General features: G+C 71.7%; 21 protein-coding genes. 17 read left to right on the top strand and 4 right to left on the bottom strand.

Annotated features, from left to right (window positions below):
• Positions 1-2 precede the first annotated feature (2 nt).
• The 10 genes from ACWC0C_RS28635 to ACWC0C_RS28590 all read left to right on the top strand — a co-directional run bounded on the left by ACWC0C_RS28635 (position 3) and on the right by ACWC0C_RS28590 (position 10,803).
• A complete protein-coding gene (locus tag ACWC0C_RS28635) occupies positions 3-629 on the top strand; it encodes an NUDIX domain-containing protein (RefSeq protein WP_449198057.1) in 627 nt (208 codons plus the stop codon).
• 164 nt (positions 630-793) lie between these two features.
• Positions 794-2,860: a tetratricopeptide repeat protein gene (locus tag ACWC0C_RS28630; RefSeq protein ID WP_450866826.1), complete on the top strand. Its 2,067-nt coding sequence runs from the start codon at positions 794-796 to the stop codon at positions 2,858-2,860.
• 146 nt (positions 2,861-3,006) lie between these two features.
• Positions 3,007-4,122 (top strand): alanine dehydrogenase, encoded by a 1,116-nt coding sequence (gene ald / locus ACWC0C_RS28625; RefSeq protein WP_449198198.1) that lies wholly within the window; start codon positions 3,007-3,009, stop codon positions 4,120-4,122.
• Positions 4,123-4,547: 425 nt separating this feature from the next.
• Positions 4,548-5,681 carry a ParA family protein gene (locus ACWC0C_RS28620; protein WP_449198059.1) on the top strand — a complete coding sequence of 378 codons (1,134 nt, stop codon included), beginning with the start codon at positions 4,548-4,550 and terminating at the stop codon, positions 5,679-5,681.
• A complete protein-coding gene (locus tag ACWC0C_RS28615; protein ID WP_449198060.1) occupies positions 5,666-6,217 on the top strand; it encodes a hypothetical protein in 552 nt (183 codons plus the stop codon). The genes ACWC0C_RS28620 and ACWC0C_RS28615 overlap by 16 nt, the downstream gene beginning before the upstream one ends.
• Positions 6,218-6,235: 18 nt before the next feature.
• Positions 6,236-7,243, top strand: coding sequence for a segregation and condensation protein A (locus ACWC0C_RS28610; protein WP_450866823.1), 1,008 nt, complete (start codon positions 6,236-6,238; stop codon positions 7,241-7,243).
• A complete protein-coding gene (scpB, locus tag ACWC0C_RS28605) occupies positions 7,240-7,887 on the top strand; it encodes an SMC-Scp complex subunit ScpB (protein ID WP_450866821.1) in 648 nt (215 codons plus the stop codon). The genes ACWC0C_RS28610 and scpB overlap by 4 nt, the downstream gene beginning before the upstream one ends.
• Positions 7,888-7,899: 12 nt before the next feature.
• A complete protein-coding gene (locus ACWC0C_RS28600; RefSeq protein ID WP_450866819.1) occupies positions 7,900-8,970 on the top strand; it encodes a pseudouridine synthase in 1,071 nt (356 codons plus the stop codon).
• Positions 8,971-9,038: 68 nt separating this feature from the next.
• Positions 9,039-10,046, top strand: a complete 1,008-nt coding sequence (locus ACWC0C_RS28595; protein ID WP_450866817.1) for an ADP-ribosylglycohydrolase family protein — start codon at positions 9,039-9,041, stop codon at positions 10,044-10,046.
• A 4-nt stretch (positions 10,047-10,050) separates the two neighbouring features.
• Complete coding sequence (locus ACWC0C_RS28590; protein WP_450866816.1) at positions 10,051-10,803, top strand: nucleotidyltransferase domain-containing protein; 753 nt, start codon at positions 10,051-10,053, stop codon at positions 10,801-10,803.
• 615 nt (positions 10,804-11,418) lie between these two features.
• Here ACWC0C_RS28590 and ACWC0C_RS28585 read toward each other — a convergent pair.
• Positions 11,419-12,150, bottom strand: coding sequence for a nucleotidyltransferase domain-containing protein (locus ACWC0C_RS28585; protein WP_450866814.1), 732 nt, complete (start codon positions 12,148-12,150; stop codon positions 11,419-11,421).
• A gap of 21 nt (positions 12,151-12,171) precedes the next feature.
• Positions 12,172-12,615: a Rieske (2Fe-2S) protein gene (locus ACWC0C_RS28580; RefSeq protein WP_450866812.1), complete on the bottom strand. Its 444-nt coding sequence runs from the start codon at positions 12,613-12,615 to the stop codon at positions 12,172-12,174.
• Between the two features lie 146 nt (positions 12,616-12,761).
• Between ACWC0C_RS28580 and aroH the strand changes: the two genes are divergently transcribed.
• From aroH to der, 5 genes are all read left to right on the top strand, one after another.
• Complete coding sequence (aroH, locus tag ACWC0C_RS28575; protein WP_449198068.1) at positions 12,762-13,124, top strand: chorismate mutase; 363 nt, start codon at positions 12,762-12,764, stop codon at positions 13,122-13,124.
• Positions 13,121-14,206, top strand: coding sequence for a prephenate dehydrogenase (locus tag ACWC0C_RS28570; protein ID WP_449198069.1), 1,086 nt, complete (start codon positions 13,121-13,123; stop codon positions 14,204-14,206). The genes aroH and ACWC0C_RS28570 overlap by 4 nt, the downstream gene beginning before the upstream one ends.
• Positions 14,207-14,321: 115 nt before the next feature.
• Entirely contained in the window at positions 14,322-15,017 is a 696-nt protein-coding gene (gene cmk, locus ACWC0C_RS28565; protein ID WP_449198070.1) for a (d)CMP kinase, read from the top strand.
• 62 nt (positions 15,018-15,079) lie between these two features.
• The gene (locus ACWC0C_RS28560; protein ID WP_450866842.1) at positions 15,080-15,667 is read left to right on the top strand and encodes a lysophospholipid acyltransferase family protein; all 588 of its coding nucleotides are present in this window, start codon (positions 15,080-15,082) and stop codon (positions 15,665-15,667) included.
• 82 nt (positions 15,668-15,749) lie between these two features.
• On the top strand, positions 15,750-17,234 hold the full coding sequence (gene der, locus ACWC0C_RS28555) for a ribosome biogenesis GTPase Der (RefSeq protein ID WP_449198071.1): 1,485 nt from the start codon (positions 15,750-15,752) through the stop codon (positions 17,232-17,234).
• Between the two features lie 62 nt (positions 17,235-17,296).
• Here the strand turns inward: der and ACWC0C_RS28550 are convergent, their stop codons facing one another.
• Both ACWC0C_RS28550 and ACWC0C_RS28545 read right to left on the bottom strand, forming a co-directional pair.
• On the bottom strand, positions 17,297-17,701 hold the full coding sequence (locus tag ACWC0C_RS28550; RefSeq protein ID WP_449198072.1) for a hypothetical protein: 405 nt from the start codon (positions 17,699-17,701) through the stop codon (positions 17,297-17,299).
• Positions 17,702-17,808: 107 nt separating this feature from the next.
• Positions 17,809-18,594, bottom strand: coding sequence for a hypothetical protein (locus ACWC0C_RS28545; RefSeq protein WP_450866810.1), 786 nt, complete (start codon positions 18,592-18,594; stop codon positions 17,809-17,811).
• Positions 18,595-19,132: 538 nt separating this feature from the next.
• Between ACWC0C_RS28545 and ACWC0C_RS28540 the strand changes: the two genes are divergently transcribed.
• Together ACWC0C_RS28540 and ACWC0C_RS28535 are read left to right on the top strand one after the other, a co-directional pair.
• Positions 19,133-19,828 carry a transglycosylase family protein gene (locus ACWC0C_RS28540; RefSeq protein WP_450866809.1) on the top strand — a complete coding sequence of 232 codons (696 nt, stop codon included), beginning with the start codon at positions 19,133-19,135 and terminating at the stop codon, positions 19,826-19,828.
• A gap of 77 nt (positions 19,829-19,905) precedes the next feature.
• Positions 19,906-20,925 carry a helix-turn-helix transcriptional regulator gene (locus tag ACWC0C_RS28535; RefSeq protein ID WP_450866807.1) on the top strand — a complete coding sequence of 340 codons (1,020 nt, stop codon included), beginning with the start codon at positions 19,906-19,908 and terminating at the stop codon, positions 20,923-20,925.
• Positions 20,926-21,011: the final 86 nt, after the last annotated feature.

Genomic DNA, 21,011 nt, shown 5'->3' with positions numbered 1-21,011 from the left:
GCATGACGATCAAGGACACCGCCGAGGAGTGGGAGATCCGGGCGACGGAGACCCCCTTCACGGGCAACAAGACCTCCGTCCGCACGGACGAGGTGGTCATGCCCGACGGCTCGGTGGCCCGCCGCGACTACCAGGTCCACCCCGGCTCGGTCGCGGTCCTCGCCCTAGACGAGGAGGACCGGGTCCTGCTGATCAACCAGTACCGCCACCCCGTGCGGCACAAGCTGTGGGAGATCCCGGCCGGCCTCCTCGACGTCCCCGGCGAGAACCCGCTGCACGCCGCCCAGCGCGAGCTGTACGAGGAGGCTCACGTCAAGGCCGGGGACTGGCGGGTGCTGACCGATGTGTACACCACGCCCGGCGGCTGCGACGAGGCCGTACGGGTCTTCCTCGCCCGTGATCTGTCCGAGGCCGAGGGCGAGCGCTTCGAGGCGGAGCACGAGGAGACCGACATGGAGTACGCGCGCGTGCCGGTCGGGGAACTGGTGCGCCGCGTCCTGGCCGGGGATGTGCACAACAACTGTCTGGTGGTCGGCGTCCTCTCCCTGGTGGCCGCCCGCACCGGCGACGGCCTCGACGCCCTGCGCCCGGCCGACGCCCCCTGGCCGGCCCGCCCGTTCGAGCGCTGAACCGTACCCGTCCGGCGTACTGGTGTGACGATCTCCTGATCCGATCAGGGGATCTGTCCGCCGCGCTCCTGACGGCACGTCGCAGAGCGTGAACTAGGCTCTTGACACGCCCGTGGCGGAAGATCCGGCGGGCTTGCGCGTGCGGTGGGACGGGAGCGTGGCCCGTGACGGATCAGGCGGTGGACACAGGCGGCGTGCGACTGTCGGCGGACGAGGGCGCGCAACACCATTTCCTGGGCCGTACAAGGGAGTTGAAGGAGCTGCGCGCCGACATCGAGCGCGCGGGCCTGGACACCCTCTCCGGCCGCAAGGCACCACGCGCGCGCGTGCTCCTGATCGCGGGCCGCCCCGGCTCCGGCCGGACCGCCCTCGCCGAGGAGCTCGTACGGCAGGTCGAGGACGGCTACCCCGACGGGGTGCTGCGGGCCCGGCTCAGCGAGCCCGACGGCACCCCCGTCCCCGCCGGGCGCGCCGCCCGCGAGCTGCTCACCGCGCTGGGGCTGCCCGCCCCGGCCGGCGCCGCCGAGGACGAGCTGACCGAGGCGCTGCGCACCGCCCTCGCCGAGCGGCGCACGCTCCTGCTGCTGGACGACGCGGCCGGTGCCGAGCAGGTCGACGCGCTGCTCCCGCAGGCCCCGGACTGCTTGGTGGTGGCCGTCTCCTCGGGCCCGCTGACCGGCATCGCGGACGTCCGCCCCTGCACCCTGGGCGGCCTGGACACCAAGTCCGCGGTGGAGCTGCTCACCCGCTACACCGGCGCCGTCCGCATCACGGTCGACCCGCGCGCCGCCGAGAGCCTGGTCGAGGCCTGCCAGAGCCATCCGGCCGCGCTCGTCCTGGCCGGCGGCTGGCTCGCCGCCCGGCCCAAGGCCGCCGTCTCCGACCTCGCCAAACGGCTGCACACCGGCGCCGACGACGGCTCGGACGGCACCCCGCTGGCCCGTGTCTTCCGGCATGTCCAGGCCGACCTGCCCGGCCCGGCCGCCCGGATCCTGCGGCTGCTCTCCCTCGCCCCGGCCGGCCTGGTCGACCCGCACACCGCCTCGGCCCTCGCCGGCTGCTCGGTGAACACCGCCCGCGACACCCTGGACGATCTCGTCGCCCTCGGTCTGCTGCGTCCGCTGGACTCCCCGCTGCCCCAGTACGGCGTCCCCGGCTGTCTGCATCCGCTGCTGCGTGCCTCGGCCGAGAGCCAGGAGCGGCCCGCGGAGCTGCAGCTGGCCCGGGCCCGGATGCTGGAGCGGACCGTACGGCTGCTGCAGTCGTGCCGGGCGATCACCGAGACGGACAGCCCGCAGGCCCGGGAGAAGCTGAACGCGATGCCCCGCGAGGTGCGCTTCCCGAATCCCAGGGCCGCGGCCGACTGGCTGCGCGTCCGGCGCCCCGCGCTGCTGGCGTCCGCGTATCTGGCGGTGGCCGACGGCGAGCTGGACAACCTCGCGCGGCGGCTGATGTCCCAGCTGGTCAAGGCCATGGTGGCGCATGAGGGCACGCAGGCGGCGGCCGCCGACCTGTACGACGTGCACGGCCTGGTCCTCGATGTCGCCGAGCGGCGCGGGCTGGCCCGGGAGGAGGCCGCGGCGCTGCTGAACCTGGGCGACGTGGACGCGCAAACCGGCCGTACCCGGGACGCACTGGCACGATATCGGTTGGCTTTGGCCGCCGGACGCAGAGCAAATGACCCGTATGCGGCTGGCCGCGCAATGGAATCCGTAGGTGGCGCCTATCAGGAGCTGGGGGACTACGACCGGGCCGCCGACTGGTTCGGCCGGGCGCTGGCCGAGCGGCTGGCCCGGGGCGAGCGCGAGCAGGCCGCCCGGCTGTACGGCCGGATCGCCACCGCCCACACCTACGCGGGCCGCTACGGCGAGGCCCTGCGGGACTGGCGGGCCGCCGTCGCCGGCTACCGCAAGGGCGGCGATGTGGCCGCCCATGCACGGGCGTTGAGCGAGCTGGCCCGGGTGCAGGAGTACGCGGGCCGGTTCGAGGAGTCGCTGCGCACCTGCCAGGAGGCGGTGGAGTGGGCGCGGCGCGCGGACGACGTCCGGTTGCAGGCCGCGCTGCAGCTGAGGCTGGCCGACACCCTGGAGCACCTGGGCGACCCCGCCGCGGCCCGTCTGCACCGCGCGGCGGCGGGGCGCATGCTGGTCGAGAACGTCCCGGACGACGAGACAAGGCCGGAACAGGACAGGAACGCCTGCGAAATCCGCAGTCCATCCAATGAAGATTGATGCAATGAAAGGCTAGACAGCCGGAACGCCTTCATTAAACTGGCTCTGCCGCACGTTCTCCTGCGGTGTCTCCCGGTATGCCCCCGCATGTCTGGGTACGTCTGCAAAGCACCCCCATACCCTCTGAGCCAAGGACCGTGATCGACGTGAAGGTCGGCATCCCCCGCGAGGTCAAGAACAACGAGTTCCGGGTGGCCATCACCCCCGCCGGCGTGCACGAGCTGGTGCGCAACGGCCACCAGGTCGTCATCGAGCGCGGCGCCGGCCTCGGCTCCTCGATCACGGACGACGAGTACGTGGCCGCCGGTGCCGGGATCCTGGACACCGCCGACGAGGTCTGGGCCACCGCCGACCTGCTGCTGAAGGTCAAGGAGCCCATCGCGGAGGAGTACCACCGCCTCCGCAAGGACCAGATCCTCTTCACCTACCTGCACCTGGCCGCCTCCAAGGAGTGCACGGACGCGCTCATCGAGTCCGGCACCACGGCCATCGCCTACGAGACCGTCGAGCTGCCCAACCGCGCGCTGCCGCTGCTCGCCCCGATGTCCGAGGTCGCGGGCCGGCTGGCCCCGCAGGTCGGCGCCTACCACCTGATGCGCGCGGCCGGCGGCCGTGGCGTGCTGCCGGGCGGAGTCCCGGGCGTGACCCCGGCCAAGTGCGTGGTCATCGGCGGCGGTGTCTCCGGCTGGAATGCCACCCAGGTCGCCGTCGGCATGGGCTTCGAGGTGACCCTGCTGGACCGCGACATCAACAAGCTGCGCGAGGCCGACAAGATCTTCGGTACGAAGGTCAAGGCGATCATGTCCAACTCCTTCGAGCTGGAGAAGGCCGTCCTCGACGCCGACCTCGTCATCGGCGCGGTCCTCATCCCGGGCGCCAAGGCCCCGAAGCTGGTCACCAACGAGCTGGTGTCCCGCATGAAGCCCGGCAGTGTCCTTGTCGACATCGCGATCGACCAGGGCGGCTGCTTCGAGGACTCCCGCCCGACGACCCACGCCGAGCCGACCTTCAAGGTGCACAACTCGGTCTTCTACTGCGTCGCCAACATGCCCGGCGCGGTGCCCAACACCTCCACCAACGCGCTCACCAACGCGACGATGCCCTACATCGTCTCCCTCGCCAACAACGGCTGGGTCGAGGCGCTGCGCCGCGACCCCGCGCTCGCCAAGGGCCTCAACACCCACGAGGGCAAGGTTGTTTACAAGGAGGTCGCGGAGGCGCACGGCCTGGAGTACGTCGCGCTGGAGACCCTGCTCGGCTGACGCTCGACCGACCCTGTTGACCTGGTGAGTCGTTAAGTCACCATCAGGTAAAAGGCGATACGTCAACACGGCTCGTCAACACCGCGCACCCGGCCGGACCTTGCCCGACAAGGTCCGGCCGGATGTGTGTATGGTCACTTTGCGACTCTCGGTCAACTCGCCTCGAACGTAACCCTTCGACCGATTCGCACACCGGTGAAACCTGCTGTGCGACGGCCGTACGCCCTTGACAGCGAGATGTTTCATTGCCGACACATCCTGCCGGGTCCGGCGGATTGTGTTGCTGCGGACCGCCGACACGCCATAGAGTCGCCAACCGTCGGCATGGTGCCACGCTGACCTTGTCTAGAAGTTTCCTGGTCACCAAGGAGGTAAGACGACTTGTGAATGAGTCGACATTTTCTCCCGGGGGTGGTCAACCAGGAATGCCTGCACGGGGCCAGGGCTCCGCGGGATTCGAGGCTGTCGGCTCCGTAGCTGTGCGCACCTTCGCAGCCCACCAGAGTCCGGGTCCGCAGACCGCCCGGACAGCACACCAGAGCATGGATGGCCATCACGTGAACGCCATGGCCGGCGACGGAAGTGGCGCGCCCCACAACCACTTCGCCGACTACGACGAACTGCCCGAGGGGCACTTCTACGACCCCGACGCCGAGTACGAGCCCGATCCGGAGTACGCGGCCACGCTCGCGCCCGACGCGGCCCGCCAGCGCCGTGAGCGCATCGGCCCGACCGGACGCCCGCTGCCGTACTTCCCGATCCCGGGCCCGCTGACCGACCACGGCCCCGCGACGATCATCGCGATGTGCAACCAGAAGGGTGGCGTCGGCAAGACGACGTCGACCATCAACCTGGGTGCCGCGCTCGCGGAGTACGGACGGCGCGTGCTGCTCGTGGACTTCGACCCGCAGGGCGCGCTGTCGGTGGGTCTCGGCGTCAACCCGATGGAACTCGACCTGACGGTCTACAACCTGCTCATGGAGCGGGGCATGTCCGCGGACGAGGTCCTGCTGAAGACGGCGGTCCCCAACATGGACCTGCTGCCCTCCAACATCGACCTGTCGGCCGCCGAGGTCCAGCTGGTCTCCGAGGTCGCGCGCGAGTCGACCCTCCAGCGGGCGCTCAAGCCGCTGATGTCCGACTACGACTACATCGTGATCGACTGCCAGCCCTCGCTCGGCCTGCTCACCGTCAACGCCCTGACGGCCGCGCACAAGGTGATCGTGCCGCTGGAGTGCGAGTTCTTCGCCCTGCGCGGGGTGGCCCTGCTGACCGAGACCATCGAGAAGGTCCAGGAGCGGCTCAACCCCGAACTCGAACTGGACGGCATCCTCGCCACGATGTACGACTCGCGCACGGTCCACAGCCGCGAGGTCCTGGCCCGTGTGGTCGAGGCGTTCGACGACCACGTCTACCACACGGTCATCGGCCGCACGGTCCGCTTCCCGGAGACCACGGTGGCCGGTGAGCCGATCACCACCTACGCCTCCAACTCCGTCGGTGCCGCCGCCTATCGCCAGCTCGCCAGGGAGGTGCTCGCCCGGTGTCACGCCGAGTGAGTCTGCCCGGGGCCGACGAACTCTTCCGTACGACAGGGGGGACGGCACTGCAGCCGTCGACTCCCCGCCGCGCGGCCAACGGTGAGGCCCGGGTGCCGGCTCCCGCGGGGGAGAGCGACGACGTGGCCGCCGCCGAGGACGCACCGCAGTCGGTGCCCGTGCAGGGCGGTGACGGCGAGGGCGCGGAGCATGCCGCGGCGGAGGCCGAGCAGGACGGCGCCGGCGAGTCCCGCAACCGCCCGGCGCGACGGCAGGCCGGGCAGGAAGGCTCTGCCGCCGCCGCGCAGCCGCGCAAGCGGGGGCGGGCGGCGGCCCGGCGGCCCAGTGGGCGTGAGCGGCACGACGAGAAGATCACGGTGTATGTGTCGGCCGAGGAGCTGATGGACCTCGAGCACGCCCGTCTGGTGCTCCGGGGCGAGCACGGGCTGGCCGTTGACCGCGGGCGGATCGTCCGCGAGGCGGTGGCCGTGGTCCTGGCAGACCTGGAGTCCCGCGGGGACGCGAGCATCCTCGTACGACGGCTGCGGGGGCGGTAGGGGTAGCCTGCGGGGGCCATGACCTCGTCCGACGTTCCCGCTTCCGGCCCCGCTGCCGGTCGCAGGCGTGCGCTGGGGCGCGGGCCGGGAGCGCCGCGGACCGAACCGGTCCCTGGCACCGAGCCGATCACGGAACCCGTGGCGACACCGCCCCAGGAACGCCGGGCTGCCGAAGTGCCGGCTCCCGCGCCTCGGGCGGAGAGCGAGCCCGCTTCCGACGGTGTCTTCAAGGTCCGCCTCGCCAACTTCGAGGGACCCTTCGACCTCCTCCTCCAGCTCATCTCCAAGCACAAGCTGGATGTCACCGAGGTCGCCCTGTCCAAGGTCACCGACGAGTTCATGGCCCACATCCGGGCCATGGGGCCGGACTGGGACCTGGACCAGACGACCGAGTTCCTGGTGGTCGCCGCGACGCTGCTCGATCTGAAGGCCGCCCGGTTGCTGCCTGCCGCGGAGGTGGAGGACGAAGCCGACCTCGCGCTCCTCGAGGCCCGCGACCTGCTCTTCGCGCGGCTGCTGCAGTACCGCGCGTACAAACAGATCGCGGACATCTTCAACCGGCGCCTGGACGACGAGGCCCGCCGCTGGCCCCGTACCGTCGGTCTGGAACCGCACCACGCCGAGCTGCTGCCCGAGGTCGTCATCAGCATCGGCCCCGAGGGCTTCGCCAGGCTCGCGGTCAAGGCGATGCAGCCCAAGCCCAAGCCGCAGGTCTACGTCGACCACATCCACGCCCCGCTGGTCAGCGTGCAGGAGCAGGCCGGGATCGTGGTCGCCCGGCTGAAGGAGCTGGGCGAGGCCAGCTTCCGGGCGCTGATCGAGGACACGGAGGACACGCTCACCGTCGTGGCGCGGTTCCTCGCCCTGCTGGAGCTGTACCGCGAGAAGGCCGTCGCCCTGGAGCAGGAGGCCGCGCTCGGGGAGCTGCTCGTGCGCTGGACCGGCGGGGACACCGACGCGGCGCCGATGGTCACCGACGAGTTCGACCGGCCGCCCGAGCAGCCCAAGGAGGAGAAGAAGGCATGAGCGAGACCACAGAGCTCCCCCCAGGGCTGCGCGGCGTCGCCGATCTCGACCTCAAGCCCGCCCTGGAGGCCATGCTCATGGTCGTGGACGAGCCCGCGACCGAGGAGCACCTGGCGAAGCTGCTGGAGCGGCCGAAACGGCAGATCGCGGACGCGCTGCGGGAGCTGGCCGACGAGTACACCGTGCAGGGCCGCGGCTTCGAGCTGCGGTTCGTCGCGGGCGGCTGGCGCTTCTACACCCGCGCCGAGTACGCGCCTGCCGTGGAGCGGCTCGTCCTGGACGGCCAGACCGCCCGGCTCACCCAGGCCGCGCTGGAGACCCTCGCGGTCGTCGCCTACCGCCAGCCGGTCAGCCGCAGCCGCGTCTCCGCCGTGCGCGGAGTCAACTGTGACGGTGTGATGCGCACCCTCCTGCAGCGCGGTCTGGTCGAGGACGCGGGCGCGGAACCCGAAACAGGTGCGATCCTGTACAGGACGACGAACTACTTCCTGGAGCGGATGGGCCTGCGCGGCCTGGACGAGCTTCCGGAGCTCGCGCCCTTCCTCCCGGAGGCGGAGGCGATCGAGGCCGAGACCCAGGAAGGCGTTCCGTCGTTCGACCCGGACGCGCCCGACGCGCCCGGTGCTCAGGACGCAGACGACTAAGACGGAACTTTGATGCGAAGCAGCGGCAGCGGCAAGAGTGGCGGGCGCGGTAACTACCGCGGAGCCGGCAACAACAGGGACGAGCGGCAGGGGCAGGGCCGTCCCAGCAAGCCCCGCCCCGAGGAGCGCCGCTACGACGTGGGCCCCGGGGCCACGAAGGACGGCCCCAAGTCCGGCCGGGGCGGTGCGGCCCGCGGCGGTGCCAAGGGTGGCCCCAAGCAGTCCCAGCAGGGCGGCGGGCGCGGCCGTACGGCCCCCGCGCGCTCGCGTGAGTACGAGGCACGGGTCGAGGAGCGCAATCGGGAGCGCTACGCGGGCAAGAAGGACATCAAGCTGCCCAAGACCTTCCCGGGTGCCGAGCAGGAGGGCGAGCGGCTGCAGAAGGTCCTCGCGCGCGCCGGCTACGGCTCGCGGCGGGCCTGCGAGGAGCTGATCGAGCAGGCGCGGGTCGAGGTCAACGGCGAGATCGTCCTGGAGCAGGGCCGACGGGTCGACCCGGAGAAGGACGAGGTCAAGGTCGACGGCCTGACGGTGGCGACGCAGTCGTACCAGTTCTTCTCGCTGAACAAGCCCGCGGGTGTCGTCTCGACGATGGAGGACCCGGAGGGGCGGCAGTGCCTCGGGGACTACGTCACCAACCGCGAGACGCGGCTCTTCCACGTCGGCCGGCTGGACACCGAGACCGAGGGCGTCATCCTGCTGACCAACCACGGCGAGCTGGCGCACCGCCTCACGCACCCCAAGTACGGCGTGAAGAAGACCTACCTCGCGGCGATCGTCGGCCCGATCCCGCGCGACCTGGGCAAGCGCCTGAAGGACGGCATCCAGCTGGAGGACGGGTACGCGCGCGCGGACCACTTCCGGGTCGTGGAGCAGACCGGCAAGAACTACCTGGTCGAGGTGACCCTGCACGAGGGCCGCAAGCACATCGTGCGGCGGATGCTGGCGGAGGCCGGCTTCCCGGTCGACAGGCTGGTCCGCACGGCCTTCGGCCCGATCACCCTCGGCGACCAGAAGTCGGGCTGGCTGCGCCGGCTGTCCAACACCGAGGTCGGGATGCTGATGAAGGAAGTCGATCTCTGATAGTCGCTTGCGTCTGATCACCATCCCCCTTTATTGTCAGTGTGACGATAAAGGGGGATGGTGATCCTATGCCCAAGCACACGGCCACCGGAACGCTGCTGGGCCTCGCCCTCGGGGACGCCCTCGGCTTCCCAACCGAGTTCAACGACGTGCCGTCGATCCTCGCCAAGTGCGGGCCCTGGCGGGAGATGGAGCTGCCGCGGCACGCCTACGTCTCCGACGACACCCAGATGACCCTCGCGGTCGGCCGCGCGCTCAGGACGGCCATGGACCGCGGCTTCCTCGCACCGAAGCGGCTGGAGCGGCCGCTGCGCGAGGAGTTCGTGGACTGGTACGACTCGCCGGAGAACAACCGCGCCCCGGGCCGCACCTGCCTGACCGCGTGCCGCCTGCTGAAGGAGGAGGACCGGGTCTGGCAGGACGCCAGCCAGGTCGGCTCCAAGGGCTGCGGTGCCAATATGCGGGTCGCGCCCGTCGGGCTCGCCCCCGGCCTCAGCGACGAACAGCGCGCCGGCGCCGCCCAGTTGCAGTCCGCGCTCACCCACGGCCACCCGACCGCGCTGGCCGCCTCCGACCTCACCGCCCATGCGGTCCACCTGCTCGCCCGGGGCACCGACCCGACCGGGCTGGTCGGACAGCTGCGCTCGTACGCCCTCGACCACCGCACCCACTACGACCACACGTGGCTGGGCGACCTGTGGACCCGCTCCCAGGACCCGAGCCCCGAGCACTTCATCGCGCGCGGCTGGGACGAGTGTCTGGGGGTCCTCGACCGGCTCCAGGAGGCCGTGCGGACCGTCTCCCCGGAGACCGACCCCTGTCTGGCCACCGGCGCGGGCTGGATCGCCGAGGAGGCTCTCGCCACCGGTCTGCTGTGCTTCCTGCTCTTCCCCGACGCGCCCGTCACCGCTCTGCGCCGGGCGGCCTGCTCCTCCGGCGACTCCGACTCCATCGCCTGCCTCACCGGCGCCTTCGCGGGTGCCTGGCTGGGGGCGGAGGCCTGGCCGGCCGACTGGGCGGAGCGGATCGAGTACCGGGACGGTCTGTCGGCCCTGGGGGCACTCTGGGACGCTTAGGCCCATGATCGACGACCTCGACATCGACCTGAAGCCCGTGGTCGCGCAGCAGCCCGACCCCCTGCTGTTCGCGACCGTCTCCGGAGCCCATCTGTACGGCTTCCCCTCGCAGGACTCCGACGTGGACCTGCGGGGCGTCCATCTGCTCCCGGCGGCCGACCTCGTCGGACTGCGCGAGCCGGACGAGACCCGCTCGCGGGCCTGGGTGCGCTACGGCGTCGAGCTGGACCTCGTCACCCACGACCTGCGCAAGTTCGTCCGGCTGATGCTGCGCCGCAACGGCTACGTGCTGGAGCAGCTGCTCTCGCCGCTGGTCGTGCACACCGGCGACACGCACCGGGAGCTGGCCGCGCTCGCCCCCGGCGTCCTCACCAGCCACCACGCCCACCACTACCGGGGTTTCGCGGTGACCCAGTGGCGGCTGTTCGAGAAGACCGGCGAACTCAAGCCGCTGCTCTACACGTTCCGGGTGCTGCTCACCGGCATCCACCTCATGCGCAGCGGCGAGGTCCAGGCCCACCTGCCCACGCTGCTGGACGAGGTGGACGCCGCGCCCGGCTATCTGCCCGAGCTGATAGCCGCCAAGGCGGAGCGCGAGCACGGCGCGGCCGAGGTCCCTCACGCGCGCGTGGAAGCCGACGTGGAGCGGCTGCACGCCGTCCTCGACGAGGCCCAGTCCACCTCACCCCTACCGGACGCACCGATCGCGTACGACGCCCTGCACGACTTCGTGGTGCGCGTCCGCCTGACAGCCTGACACCCGCAGCCCAGCCAGGAACACCCGAGCCCCCCGGCGACATCACCGACCCCGTCCGCCTGCGGCTCCACCAGGCTTGGCGTGACGTCCGCGGGTGCACTTCCGGCGGGAGCGGCGTGGCGTCCTCGTGCGGGGGCGGCTGGGGGTTGTGGCGTCTGCTTGCGGCCCTGGCGGGTGGGGTGTGGCGTCTGCATGCTGCTCGGGCGGGAGTGGCGTGGCGTCCTCGTGCGGGGCGGCTGGCGGGCTGCGGCGCCCGCTTGCGGCCCTGGCGGGTGGGGTGTGGCGTCTGCGTGCGGTTCCGGCGGGGGTGGCGTGGCGTCCTGGTCGGGGGCCAGTCGGCAGGATGGGGCCGTCCATATGCGGCCCAGTGGAAGTGGCGTGGCGTCCTCGTGCGGGGCGGCTGGCGGGCTGCGGCGCCCGCTTGCGGCCCTGGCGGGCGGGGTGTGGCGTCTGTGTACGGGCCCAAGCAGGAGTGGCGTGGCGTCCTGCTGGGGGTCGTTCGGCGGGATGGGGCGTCCATATGCGGGCCTGGCGGGCGGGATGCGGCGTCCTGTGCGGTCCCGGCGGGTGGGGGCGTCCCGGGAGGTGTGGTGTGGTGTCCTCGTGCAGGGGCGGCTAGCGGGATGTGGTGTTTGTGCGGGGCCTCGGCGGGGGCGGTGTGGGCGGTTTCTGCGCTGAGGTGTGGCGGGTGCGGAACAGGTAGTCGGCCACGCGGGCCTCGTCCGGGTCCGGTGGGAGTGGGGTGTGGTGCAGGGCCTCTTCCGTCTGCGTGCCCAGCCGGGCCATCCAGGTCTCGACCTCGGCCCAGGGGACCTCGCCCCGCTTCACCGCGAGCAGCGGCTCCCGCTGGTCGCCGACGTCGATCCGCAGCTCGCCGGTGCGCATCAGGTCGCGGGCGGACATCAGCAGGCGCAGCAGGTGCATGGCGTGCTTCCAGCGCGGGGCGCCCGTCCTGCGAACGTCGGCCTCCAGCTTCTTGCGCTGGCCGAGGGCATAGCGGGTGAAGGTGTCGTAGGCCCGGCGGGAGAGGAAGGCCTCGCGCAGGGACAGCAGTTCCCGGCCGGTGTCGTCCACATGCTCGACCAGCGGCGAGTGCAGGCACTCCAGGATGTTCGGGTTGCCCCGCAGCGCCAGCTCGCAGAACCGTTCCAGCTCCCAGGAGAACTGCTCCTCGCCCGGCCCCTCCACATGCGTCGGCGGCTTCTCGAACCGCCAGAACAGGGGAGTGGGGGCGAGGAACACCCCCCGCCGGTCGGTGTCGCTCGCCTCCGTCGCCAGGCCGAAGGCCCGGGAACCCATGACGCAGGCGTAAACGGTGTGGTCGCGTACCAGGGCCTCGGGCTGCATGCCCGGAGCGTACGCGGAACCTCAGGTCAGGCGGATCGAATTGTTCTCCACCTTGATCGACTTGCCCGGCAGCGGCTTGGTCGCCGGGCCGTGGGCCACCGAGCCGTCGGCGACATGGAACTTGCTGCCGTGACACGGACAGTCGATCGTGCCGTTCGCGACCTTGTTCACCGTGCAGCCCAGGTGCGTGCAGATCGCGGAGAAGGCCTTGAAGTCGCCCTTCTTCGGCTGCGTGACGACGACCTTCTGCTCCTTGAAGACCTTGCCGCCGCCCTCCGGGATGTCACTGGTCTTGCCCAGATCCTGTCCGGTGCCCGCGGTCTTCACGCCGCTGCCGCTCTCGGTGCTGCTGGTACTCGTGGCGCTCCCGCCGCCCTTCTTGCCGCCGCATGCCGCGACGGGTGCGGTGAGCGCAGCCGCCGCGCCCGTCGCCAGAACCGTGCGCCGCCTCACGTCCTCGGTCATGCCAGCCTCCACACAGACGTTCAAATCAGTAGATACCGGATTGCCCGCATCGTCTCAGCGATCGGGCACCGCGCCTCGCGAGCGCGCGGGCTGACTACGCTGGACGGACCAACAACAGATCCGCATGTCAGCAGGGAGGCTGCGCCGTGGCGGTACGAGCGGTCCGGGGGGCTGTCCAACTGGAGCGGGACGAGGCCGGTCACATGGGAGAGCAGGTCCGAGCCCTGCTGACCACCGTCCTGGAACGCAACGGGCTCACCGCGGACGACCTGATCAGCATCTGGTTCACAGCCACACCCGACCTGCACTGCGACTTCCCGGCGGCCGCCGCCCGCAAGCTCGGCATCGTCGACGTACCCCTGATCTGCGCCCAGGAACTGGACATCGAGGGCGCCATGCCCCGGGTCGTACGGATCCTCGCGCACATAGAGTCCGACAAGCACCGCGCCGACATCAACCACGTCTACCTCGGCGCCGCCGCCGCCCTGCGTAAGGACATCGCCCAGTGAGAACCGCTCTCGTCATCGGCACCGGCCTCATCGGCACCTCCGCCGCCCTGGCCCTCGTCCAGCGCGGCGTCAGCGTCCACCTCGCCGACCACGACGCCGAGCAGGCTCGTACGGCCGCCGCGCTCGGCGCCGGCACCGACGAGGCGCCCGAGGGCCCGGTCGACCTGGCGATCGTGGCCGCCCCGCCCGCCCATGTGGCCGGGGTGCTCGCCGACGCCATGCGCCGGGGCGTGGCCCGCGGCTACCTGGACGTGGCCAGCGTCAAGGGCGGCCCGCGCCGCGACCTGGAGGCGCTCGGCCTCGACCTCACGGCGTACATCGGCACGCACCCCATGTCCGGCCGGGAGAAGTCCGGCCCGCTGGCCGCGAGCGCCGACCTCTTCGAGGGCCGCCCCTGGGTGCTCACCCCGAACCGGGACACCGACACCGAGGTGCTGAACCTCGCCCTGGAGCTGGTCTCGCACTGCCGGGCCGTACCGGTCGTCATGGACGCCGACGCCCACGACCGCGCCGTCGCCCTGGTCTCCCACATGCCCCACCTGGTGTCCAGCATGGTCGCCGCGCGCCTGGAGCACGCCGAGGAGGCCGCCGTGCGGCTGTGCGGGCAGGGCATCCGGGACGTGACCCGGATCGCCGCCTCCGACCCGCGCATGTGGATCGACATCCTGTCCGCGAACCCCGGCCCGGTCGCCGACCTGCTCTCCGACGTCGCCGCCGATCTGGGAGAGACCGTCGAGGCCCTGCGCGCCCTGCAGTCCTCCGACGACGGCAAGCGGCGCGAGGGCAGCGCCGGCATCGAGGACGTGCTGCGCCGCGGCAACGCCGGCCAGGTGCGGGTGCCCGGCAAGCACGGCAGCGCGCCGCGCGTGTACGAGACCGTGGTCGTGCTCATCGACGACCAGCCCGGCCAGCTGGCCCGCATCTTCGCCGACGCGGGACGGGCCGGGATCAACATCGAGGACGTACGCATCGAGCACGCGACCGGGCAGCAGGCGGGTCTGGTGCAGCTGAGCGTGGAGCCCAAGGCGGTGCCGGTGCTGAAGGAGGCGCTGCGGGAGCGCGGCTGGGCGCTGCGGCAGTAGGGCAGGCCGTACGGCACCCGCGCGCGTCCGGACGAGTGACCCGCACCCAGTAACCTTGTGCAGGGCGCTCTCGCTCCCCGACCCCGCCCACACCGCACCAGGAAGGTGTCCCTCCGTGGAAAACGGCGCCGCCCCGACCGCCAAGCCCGTGATCGTCGCGATCGACGGCCCCTCCGGCACCGGCAAGTCGAGCACGTCGAAGGCCGTCGCAGCGCAGCTCGGCCTGAGCTACCTGGACACCGGGGCCCAGTACCGGGCGATCACCTGGTGGATGGTGAACAACGGCATCGACCTGGAGGACCCGACCGCCATCGCGGCCGTCGCGGGCAAGGCCGAGATCGTGTCCGGCACCGACCCGGCCGCCCCGACCATCACGGTCGACGGCGTCGACGTGGCCGGCCCGATCCGCACCCAGGAGGTCACCTCCAAGGTCAGCGCGGTCAGCGCGGTGCCCGAGGTGCGCTCCCGGATCACCGAGCTGCAGCGCTCGCTGGCCGCCGCCGCCGAGCACGGCATGGTCGTCGAGGGCCGGGACATCGGTACGACCGTCCTCCCGGACGCCGACCTGAAGATCTTCCTCACCGCCTCCCCGGAGGCCCGGGCGGCCCGCCGCAGCGGCGAGCTGAAGGGCGCCGACATCCACACCACCCGCGAGGCGCTGATCAAGCGGGACGCGGCCGACTCCAGCCGCAAGACCTCGCCCCTCGCCAAGGCCGGCGACGCGGTCGAGGTGGACACCACCGAGCTCACCCTCGCCCAGGTCATCGAGTGCGTCGTCACCCTGGTCGAGGAGAAGCGGGCCGGGAAGTGAGCCGGCCGCCGGTTCCGTCGCAGCGGGGCGCCGAGGTCGGGCGGCGCATCGGCGTCGGCCTGATGTACGGGCTGTGGAAGCCGCGCGTGCTCGGCGCCTGGAAGCTGCCCGCGACCGGCCCGGCGATCCTCGCCGTGAACCACTCGCACAACATCGACGGCCCGATGGTCATGGGCGTGTCGCCCCGGCCGACGCACTTCCTGATCAAGAAGGAGGCGTTCGTCGGCCCGCTGGACCCCTTCCTGACCGGCATCGGCCAGCTGAAGGTGGACCGCGCGTCCGCCGACCGCAGCGCGATCAGCCAGGCCCTCGGGGTGCTGGAGGCCGGGGGAGTGCTGGGCATCTTCCCGGAGGGCACCCGGGGCGAGGGCGACTTCGCCTCGCTGCGCGCCGGGCTGGCGTACTTCGCGGTCCGCAGCGGGGCACCGATCGTGCCCGTGGCGGTCCTGGGAAGTTCCGACAAGCCGGGGCGGTTGATAAAGGGACTGCCCCCGCTGCGCTCCCGCGTCGACGTCGTCTTCGGCGACCCCTTCGACGCGGGCGACGGCAGCGGGCGGCGTACGCGCAAGGCGCTGGACGAGGCGACCGAGCGCATCCAGAAGCAGCTCACCAGCCACCTGGAAAACGCCAGGCGCCTGACCGGGCGCTAGGCGACACTTGAGTAGTGGATCAGCCGGTCGAAACCGGGATGATCCACCGACCACCACGATGGAACAACGAGGTACGGACTTCATGAACGACGACATCCAGCCCGGCGACTCGGCTGAGCACGAGTACGACCACGGGGCTCTCGGCGACGCCGAGTACGCGGAGTTCATGGAGCTCGCCGCGGAAGAGGGCTTCGACATCGAGGACGTCGAGGGCGCCATCGAGGCGGCGGGCCACGGCCCGCTGCCCGTGCTCGCCGTCGTCGGCCGCCCCAATGTCGGCAAGTCGACCCTGGTGAACCGCATCATCGGCCGCCGCGAGGCGGTCGTCGAGGACAAGCCCGGTGTCACCCGTGACCGCGTGACCTACGAGGCCGAGTGGGCCGGCCGCCGCTTCAAGGTCGTCGACACCGGCGGCTGGGAGCAGGACGTCCTCGGCATCGACGCCTCCGTCGCCGCCCAGGCCGAGTACGCGATCGAGGCGGCCGACGCGGTCGTCTTCGTCGTGGACGCCAAGGTCGGCGCGACCGACACCGACGAGGCGGTCGTACGACTGCTGCGCAAGGCGGGCAAGCCCGTCGTGCTGGCCGCCAACAAGGTGGACGGCCCGAGCGGCGAGGCCGACGCGGCCTACCTGTGGTCCCTGGGCCTCGGTGAGCCCCACCCGGTCTCGGCGCTGCACGGCCGCGGCACCGGCGACATGCTCGACGCCGTCCTGGAGGTGCTGCCGACCGCGCCCGAGCAGACCTTCGGGGGCGCCGCCGTCGGCGGCCCGCGCCGCATCGCGCTGATCGGCCGCCCGAACGTGGGCAAGTCCTCGCTGCTGAACAAGGTGGCCGGCGAGGAGCGCGTCGTCGTCAACGAGCTGGCGGGCACCACCCGCGACCCGGTCGACGAGCTGATCGAACTGGGCGGCGTGACCTGGAAGTTCGTTGACACCGCCGGCATCCGCAAGCGCGTCCACCTCCAGCAGGGCGCCGACTACTACGCCTCCCTGCGCACGGCCGCGGCCGTCGAGAAGGCCGAGGTCGCGGTCATCCTGATCGACGCCTCCGAGAACATCTCCGTGCAGGACCAGCGGATCATCACCATGGCCGTCGAGGCGGGCCGCGCCATGGTCATCGCCTACAACAAGTGGGACACCCTCGACGAGGAGCGCCGCTACTACCTGGAGCGGGAGATCGAGACCGAGCTGGCCCAGATCGCCTGGGCCCCGCGCGTGAACGTCTCGGCGCGCACGGGCCGTCACATGGAGAAGCTGGTCCCGGCCATCGAGACCGCCCTCGCCGGCTGGGAGACCCGCGTCCCCACCGGCCGCCTGAACGCCTTCCTCGGCGAGCTGGTCTCGGCCCACCCGCACCCGGTCCGGGGCGGCAAGCAGCCCCGCATCCTGTTCGGCACCCAGGCCGGCACCAAGCCCCCGCGCTTCGTCCTCTTCGCCTCCGGCTTCATCGAGGCCGGCTACCGGCGCTTCATCGAGCGCCGCCTGCGCGAGGAGTTCGGCTTCGAGGGCACCCCGATCCACATCTCGGTGCGGGTGCGCGAGAAGCGCGGCGCGAAGAAGAAGTAGCAGCTGTACGACGTGAAGGGCGGCCCCTGAAGAACCAGGAGCCGCCCTTCACCGTCCGCCGCTTACTCGCCCCGGCGCGGCCCCGGAGGCAGCGCCGCCGGAACGTGGTGCATCCCGGTGTCGTGCGGCTGCCGTCCGAGCCCGCTGACCCGCTGCCACTGGGACTGCTGCCGCGCGCTGTAGGCCCCGGCGCTGTAGGCGCTGTACGAGCTGCTGAACGACCCCGGCCGGTGGCCGCCGTAGGAGCTGGTCGTACGGTCCGGGAGCAGCCCGAAGGGGCAGAACCTCAGCCCCTCCTCCCCACTGCGGTCGCCCGGCAGGGTGCGGAAGGTCTTGACCCACTCCGCGTAGAGCATGTCGTAGATCGGCGTCGCCGAGGGGCTGCCGACCCCGTCCTGCATGGACCGAGCGGACGAAACGGAGCCGAAGGCGGACCGGCGCGGCGGAGGAATGTCGTATGCGTGCACGTCTGTCCAAACGACGGGGGCGTCAAAGAGATGCGGTACTACTACCCCCCAGGGGTGTGGGGCTGTGTCGATAGGCGACTCCGCCCCCACCCCTCAGGCGAAGAGAATCACGTACCCGCAAGGGGAAGCGCCGCCGCGACCAACTTCCCGTTCGCCGCCGCCTTGTCGAGGGACTCCCGCAGCAGATCCTCCCGAGGCTGCCGCCCGATCGACCCCACCGGGGCCGCGAACAGCAGAACCTGCTGATGCTTGTTCGCGGCGGCCCGCCAGCTGTCCGTGACCTGCAGCGGCTGATGCGCCTGCCACCAGGCGACGGGCTGCCCGCCGTGCGCCGACGGCTGGAGCACCGCGTGCAGCTGGCCCACCGCGAGCAGCACCGACCAGCCGTGCAGCACCGGCGGTACGGACGCGAGCTCGGTCACCGGCATGTACCCCTGCTCGATGAGCAGCGGCAGGAAGTCGTCGCCGGCCCCGGTGGAGCCCGGCCGCACGATCGGCGAGGTCGGCTCGACGACGAGCGCGGGGTGCAACTCACCCTCGACCAGGACGAGTCCGCTGGTCACGCCGAGCACCGCCTGCTCGGGCACGGCCGCCCGCGGCGCGCCCCCGGCGGCGGTGCCGCCGCCGATGGAACGGACGGCGCCCTGCAGCTGCTCCTCGGTGACCTGGACGACCTGCGAGGGCAGGCAGCTGGCGTGGGCGAAGGCGAGGACGGCGGTCTCGTCGCCGACGAACAGAACGGTGCTGGTGCGCTCCTGCTCGGAGTCGCCCGGGGTGCGGCAGGACGTGCAGTCGTAACTGCCCGGGGCGTTCTCTCCGGCGAGCAGCCGGTCGGCTTCTTCGTCGCCGATCTCGGCGCGTACGGCGTCACTGACGTCGAGCATGCGCGGCACGGTGGCTCCCTCGGGATGCGTGCTGGGTCGGCCGGGTGGCTCCCGGCCGATGAGCCCCGGGGTTCCGGGCTCATGAAGAAGACAACGGACGTCCTGTGGTGGGAGTCACGCCCCGAGGACAACCGGTTCGAACCAACCGGCGCGCACAGTCACCGGCGCTCCGGAATCCGCTACTCACGGTCAACTCGTCGCGATGTCAAGGAACTTGAAGAGGTGAAGTGGCTCACAGACCGCTTCGGTCCTTGGTCGACAAATCAGGAAATCAGGGCATGTAGTGGGTGGCCGAAAATTGCCGATACTCGCGGTAACAGGCAACTGGCCTGGAATGACGGCGAGTTGGTTGATTCCGGCTGCTCGACCTCCCTACATTCCTCCGCCGTGTGCAACGAGCACCGCTCGGGTACGTCCGACGGCCGGCACCGGCAACGCAACAGCGCCGGCACCGGTCACGCGGACGGGGCGGGCACGAGGAACCGCGTTCATGCGCGGCGAGGCGTGCTCCGCCTGGGGGAACCCGGGTTCGTGGAGAGGGAATTACATGTCCGAGTGTGCCGATACCACCCGCAACACCGCCCGTCCCGACGGCGCCCGCAAGGGCCGTACGACGGCCGCTCTCGCCGGAGCCGCGCTGCTCGCCCCGCTGGGGCTGCTGGCCGCCACCGGCAACGCCGCCGCGGCGGACAACGGGGTGTGGGACCGCATCGCCCAGTGCGAGAGCGGCGGCAACTGGCACATCAACACCGGCAACGGCTACTACGGCGGGCTCCAGTTCTCCGCCGGCACCTGGCGCGCGTACGGCGGCACCGCCTACGCCCCGACGGCCGACCAGGCCTCCAGGAGCGCACAGATCGCCGTCGCCACCAAGGTCCAGCACGCCCAGGGCTGGGGCGCCTGGCCGGTCTGCTCGGGCCGCGCCGGAGCCTATGGCGCCGCTCCCGCGGCGGCGCACAACGGTTCCTCGGGCACGACCGCCTCGAAGGGCAGCGCGACGACGAAGTCCGCCCCGGTGAAGTCCGCCCCGGCGACCTCCGCTCCGGCGCAGACGCCGCAGCGCCCGGCGGCCCACACCGGCCGCAGCGACTCCCGCGGTGACTACACCGTCCGCGAGGGCGACACCCTGAGTGCCATCGCCGCCCGGCACGGGACCACCTGGCAGCACATCTACGCCGCCAACAAGAAGGTCATCGGTGACGACCCGAACCTGATCATGCCCGGCCAGCGCCTCGCGCTCTGAGCACCGAGCAGCCGCGCAGAACAGCCGCTGTCCGTCGAGGACAGCGGCTGTCCGCGATCCCTGACAGACTCGGGCCCATGTTGGAGACCTCGGCACGTCTGCTGCGTCTGCTCTCGCTGCTCCAGGCCCACCGCGAGTGGTCCGGCGCCGAACTCGCCGAGAGGCTCGGCGTCACCCCGCGCACCGTCCGCCGGGACGTGGACCGGCTGCGCGAGCTGGGCTACCCGGTGAACGCCAGCCCCGGTACCGGCGGCGGCTATCAGCTGGGCGCCGGCGCCGAACTCCCGCCGCTGCTGCTGGACGACGACGAGGCCGTCGCCGTGGCCGTCGGTCTGCGCACCGCCGCAGGCCAGGGCATCGAGGGCATCGGCGAGACCTCCGTGCGCGCCCTCGCCAAGCTCGAACAGGTGCTGCCGAGCCGGCTCCGCCGCCGGGTGGGCGCCCTGGGCGCCTACACCGTGCCGATGCTGCGCGGCGGCCCGCCGACCGCGGCCGTCGACCCGGCGCTGCTCACCGAACTCGCCCACCTGTGCCGGGACGCCGAGCGGCTGCGGTTCGAGTACCGCACGCACGAGGGCGCCGACAGCCGCCGTACCGTCGAGCCGCACCGGCTGGTGTGCACCGAGCGGCGCTGGTATCTGGTCGCCTGGGACGTCGACCGGGCGGACTGGCGGACCTTCCGCGTCGACCGCATCACCCCCAAGCCGCCGTACGGGCCCCGCTTCACCCCGCGCGAGCCGCCCGCCGAGGATCTGGCCGCCTACGTCTCGAAGGGCGTCTCCACGCGCGCGTACGCCACGCACTCCGCCGTGCGGCTGCTGGTGCCGCTGCACGAGGCCGCCGAGCGGATCTCGCCGTCGGCCGGGACCCTGGAGGCGGACGGCGAGGACGCGTGCGTGCTGCGCTCCGGCGCGGCGAACCTGGACGTGATGGTCGTGCACATCATGATGCTGGGCTTCCCGTTCGAGGTCGTCGAGCCCGCCGAACTGACCGAAGCCATCAGGAGGATCCGGGACCGGCTCGATGCGGCTCTGGCGCGGACCGCGGCGCCACCCACTCCGGCGAGCGGCCGTGGCCCCAGGGGGGAGATGTGCTGAATCCGTGAAATTCCTATGCGGCGTCAGCCGGCGTGGCAGTGCGCCGCATTGCCCGGGGAATCACTCTTGGAGCCGTCCGGAACCTC

The sequence above is a fragment of the Streptomyces sp. NPDC001709 genome, assembly GCF_053596375.1.
Note: the sequence above shows the minus strand (reverse complement) of the source record. Positions and strands in the feature narration are given on the sequence as shown.

Bases quoted from the DNA above. Each gene is read 5' to 3' on its own strand.
- ACWC0C_RS28635 (WP_449198057.1), top strand. From the start codon at position 3: ATGACGATCAAGGACACCGCCGAGGAGTGGGAGATCCGGGCGACGGAG.
- ACWC0C_RS28620 (WP_449198059.1), top strand. From the start codon at position 4,548: ATGCCTGCACGGGGCCAGGGCTCCGCGGGATTCGAGGCTGTCGGCTCC.
- ACWC0C_RS28610 (WP_450866823.1), top strand. From the start codon at position 6,236: ATGACCTCGTCCGACGTTCCCGCTTCCGGCCCCGCTGCCGGTCGCAGG.
- scpB (WP_450866821.1), top strand. From the start codon at position 7,240: ATGAGCGAGACCACAGAGCTCCCCCCAGGGCTGCGCGGCGTCGCCGAT.
- ACWC0C_RS28600 (WP_450866819.1), top strand. From the start codon at position 7,900: ATGCGAAGCAGCGGCAGCGGCAAGAGTGGCGGGCGCGGTAACTACCGC.
- ACWC0C_RS28595 (WP_450866817.1), top strand. From the start codon at position 9,039: ATGCCCAAGCACACGGCCACCGGAACGCTGCTGGGCCTCGCCCTCGGG.
- ACWC0C_RS28590 (WP_450866816.1), top strand. From the start codon at position 10,051: ATGATCGACGACCTCGACATCGACCTGAAGCCCGTGGTCGCGCAGCAG.
- ACWC0C_RS28585 (WP_450866814.1), bottom strand. From the start codon at position 12,150: ATGCAGCCCGAGGCCCTGGTACGCGACCACACCGTTTACGCCTGCGTC.
- ACWC0C_RS28580 (WP_450866812.1), bottom strand. From the start codon at position 12,615: ATGACCGAGGACGTGAGGCGGCGCACGGTTCTGGCGACGGGCGCGGCG.
- ACWC0C_RS28560 (WP_450866842.1), top strand. From the start codon at position 15,080: ATGTACGGGCTGTGGAAGCCGCGCGTGCTCGGCGCCTGGAAGCTGCCC.
- der (WP_449198071.1), top strand. From the start codon at position 15,750: ATGAACGACGACATCCAGCCCGGCGACTCGGCTGAGCACGAGTACGAC.
- ACWC0C_RS28540 (WP_450866809.1), top strand. From the start codon at position 19,133: ATGTCCGAGTGTGCCGATACCACCCGCAACACCGCCCGTCCCGACGGC.
- ACWC0C_RS28535 (WP_450866807.1), top strand. From the start codon at position 19,906: ATGTTGGAGACCTCGGCACGTCTGCTGCGTCTGCTCTCGCTGCTCCAG.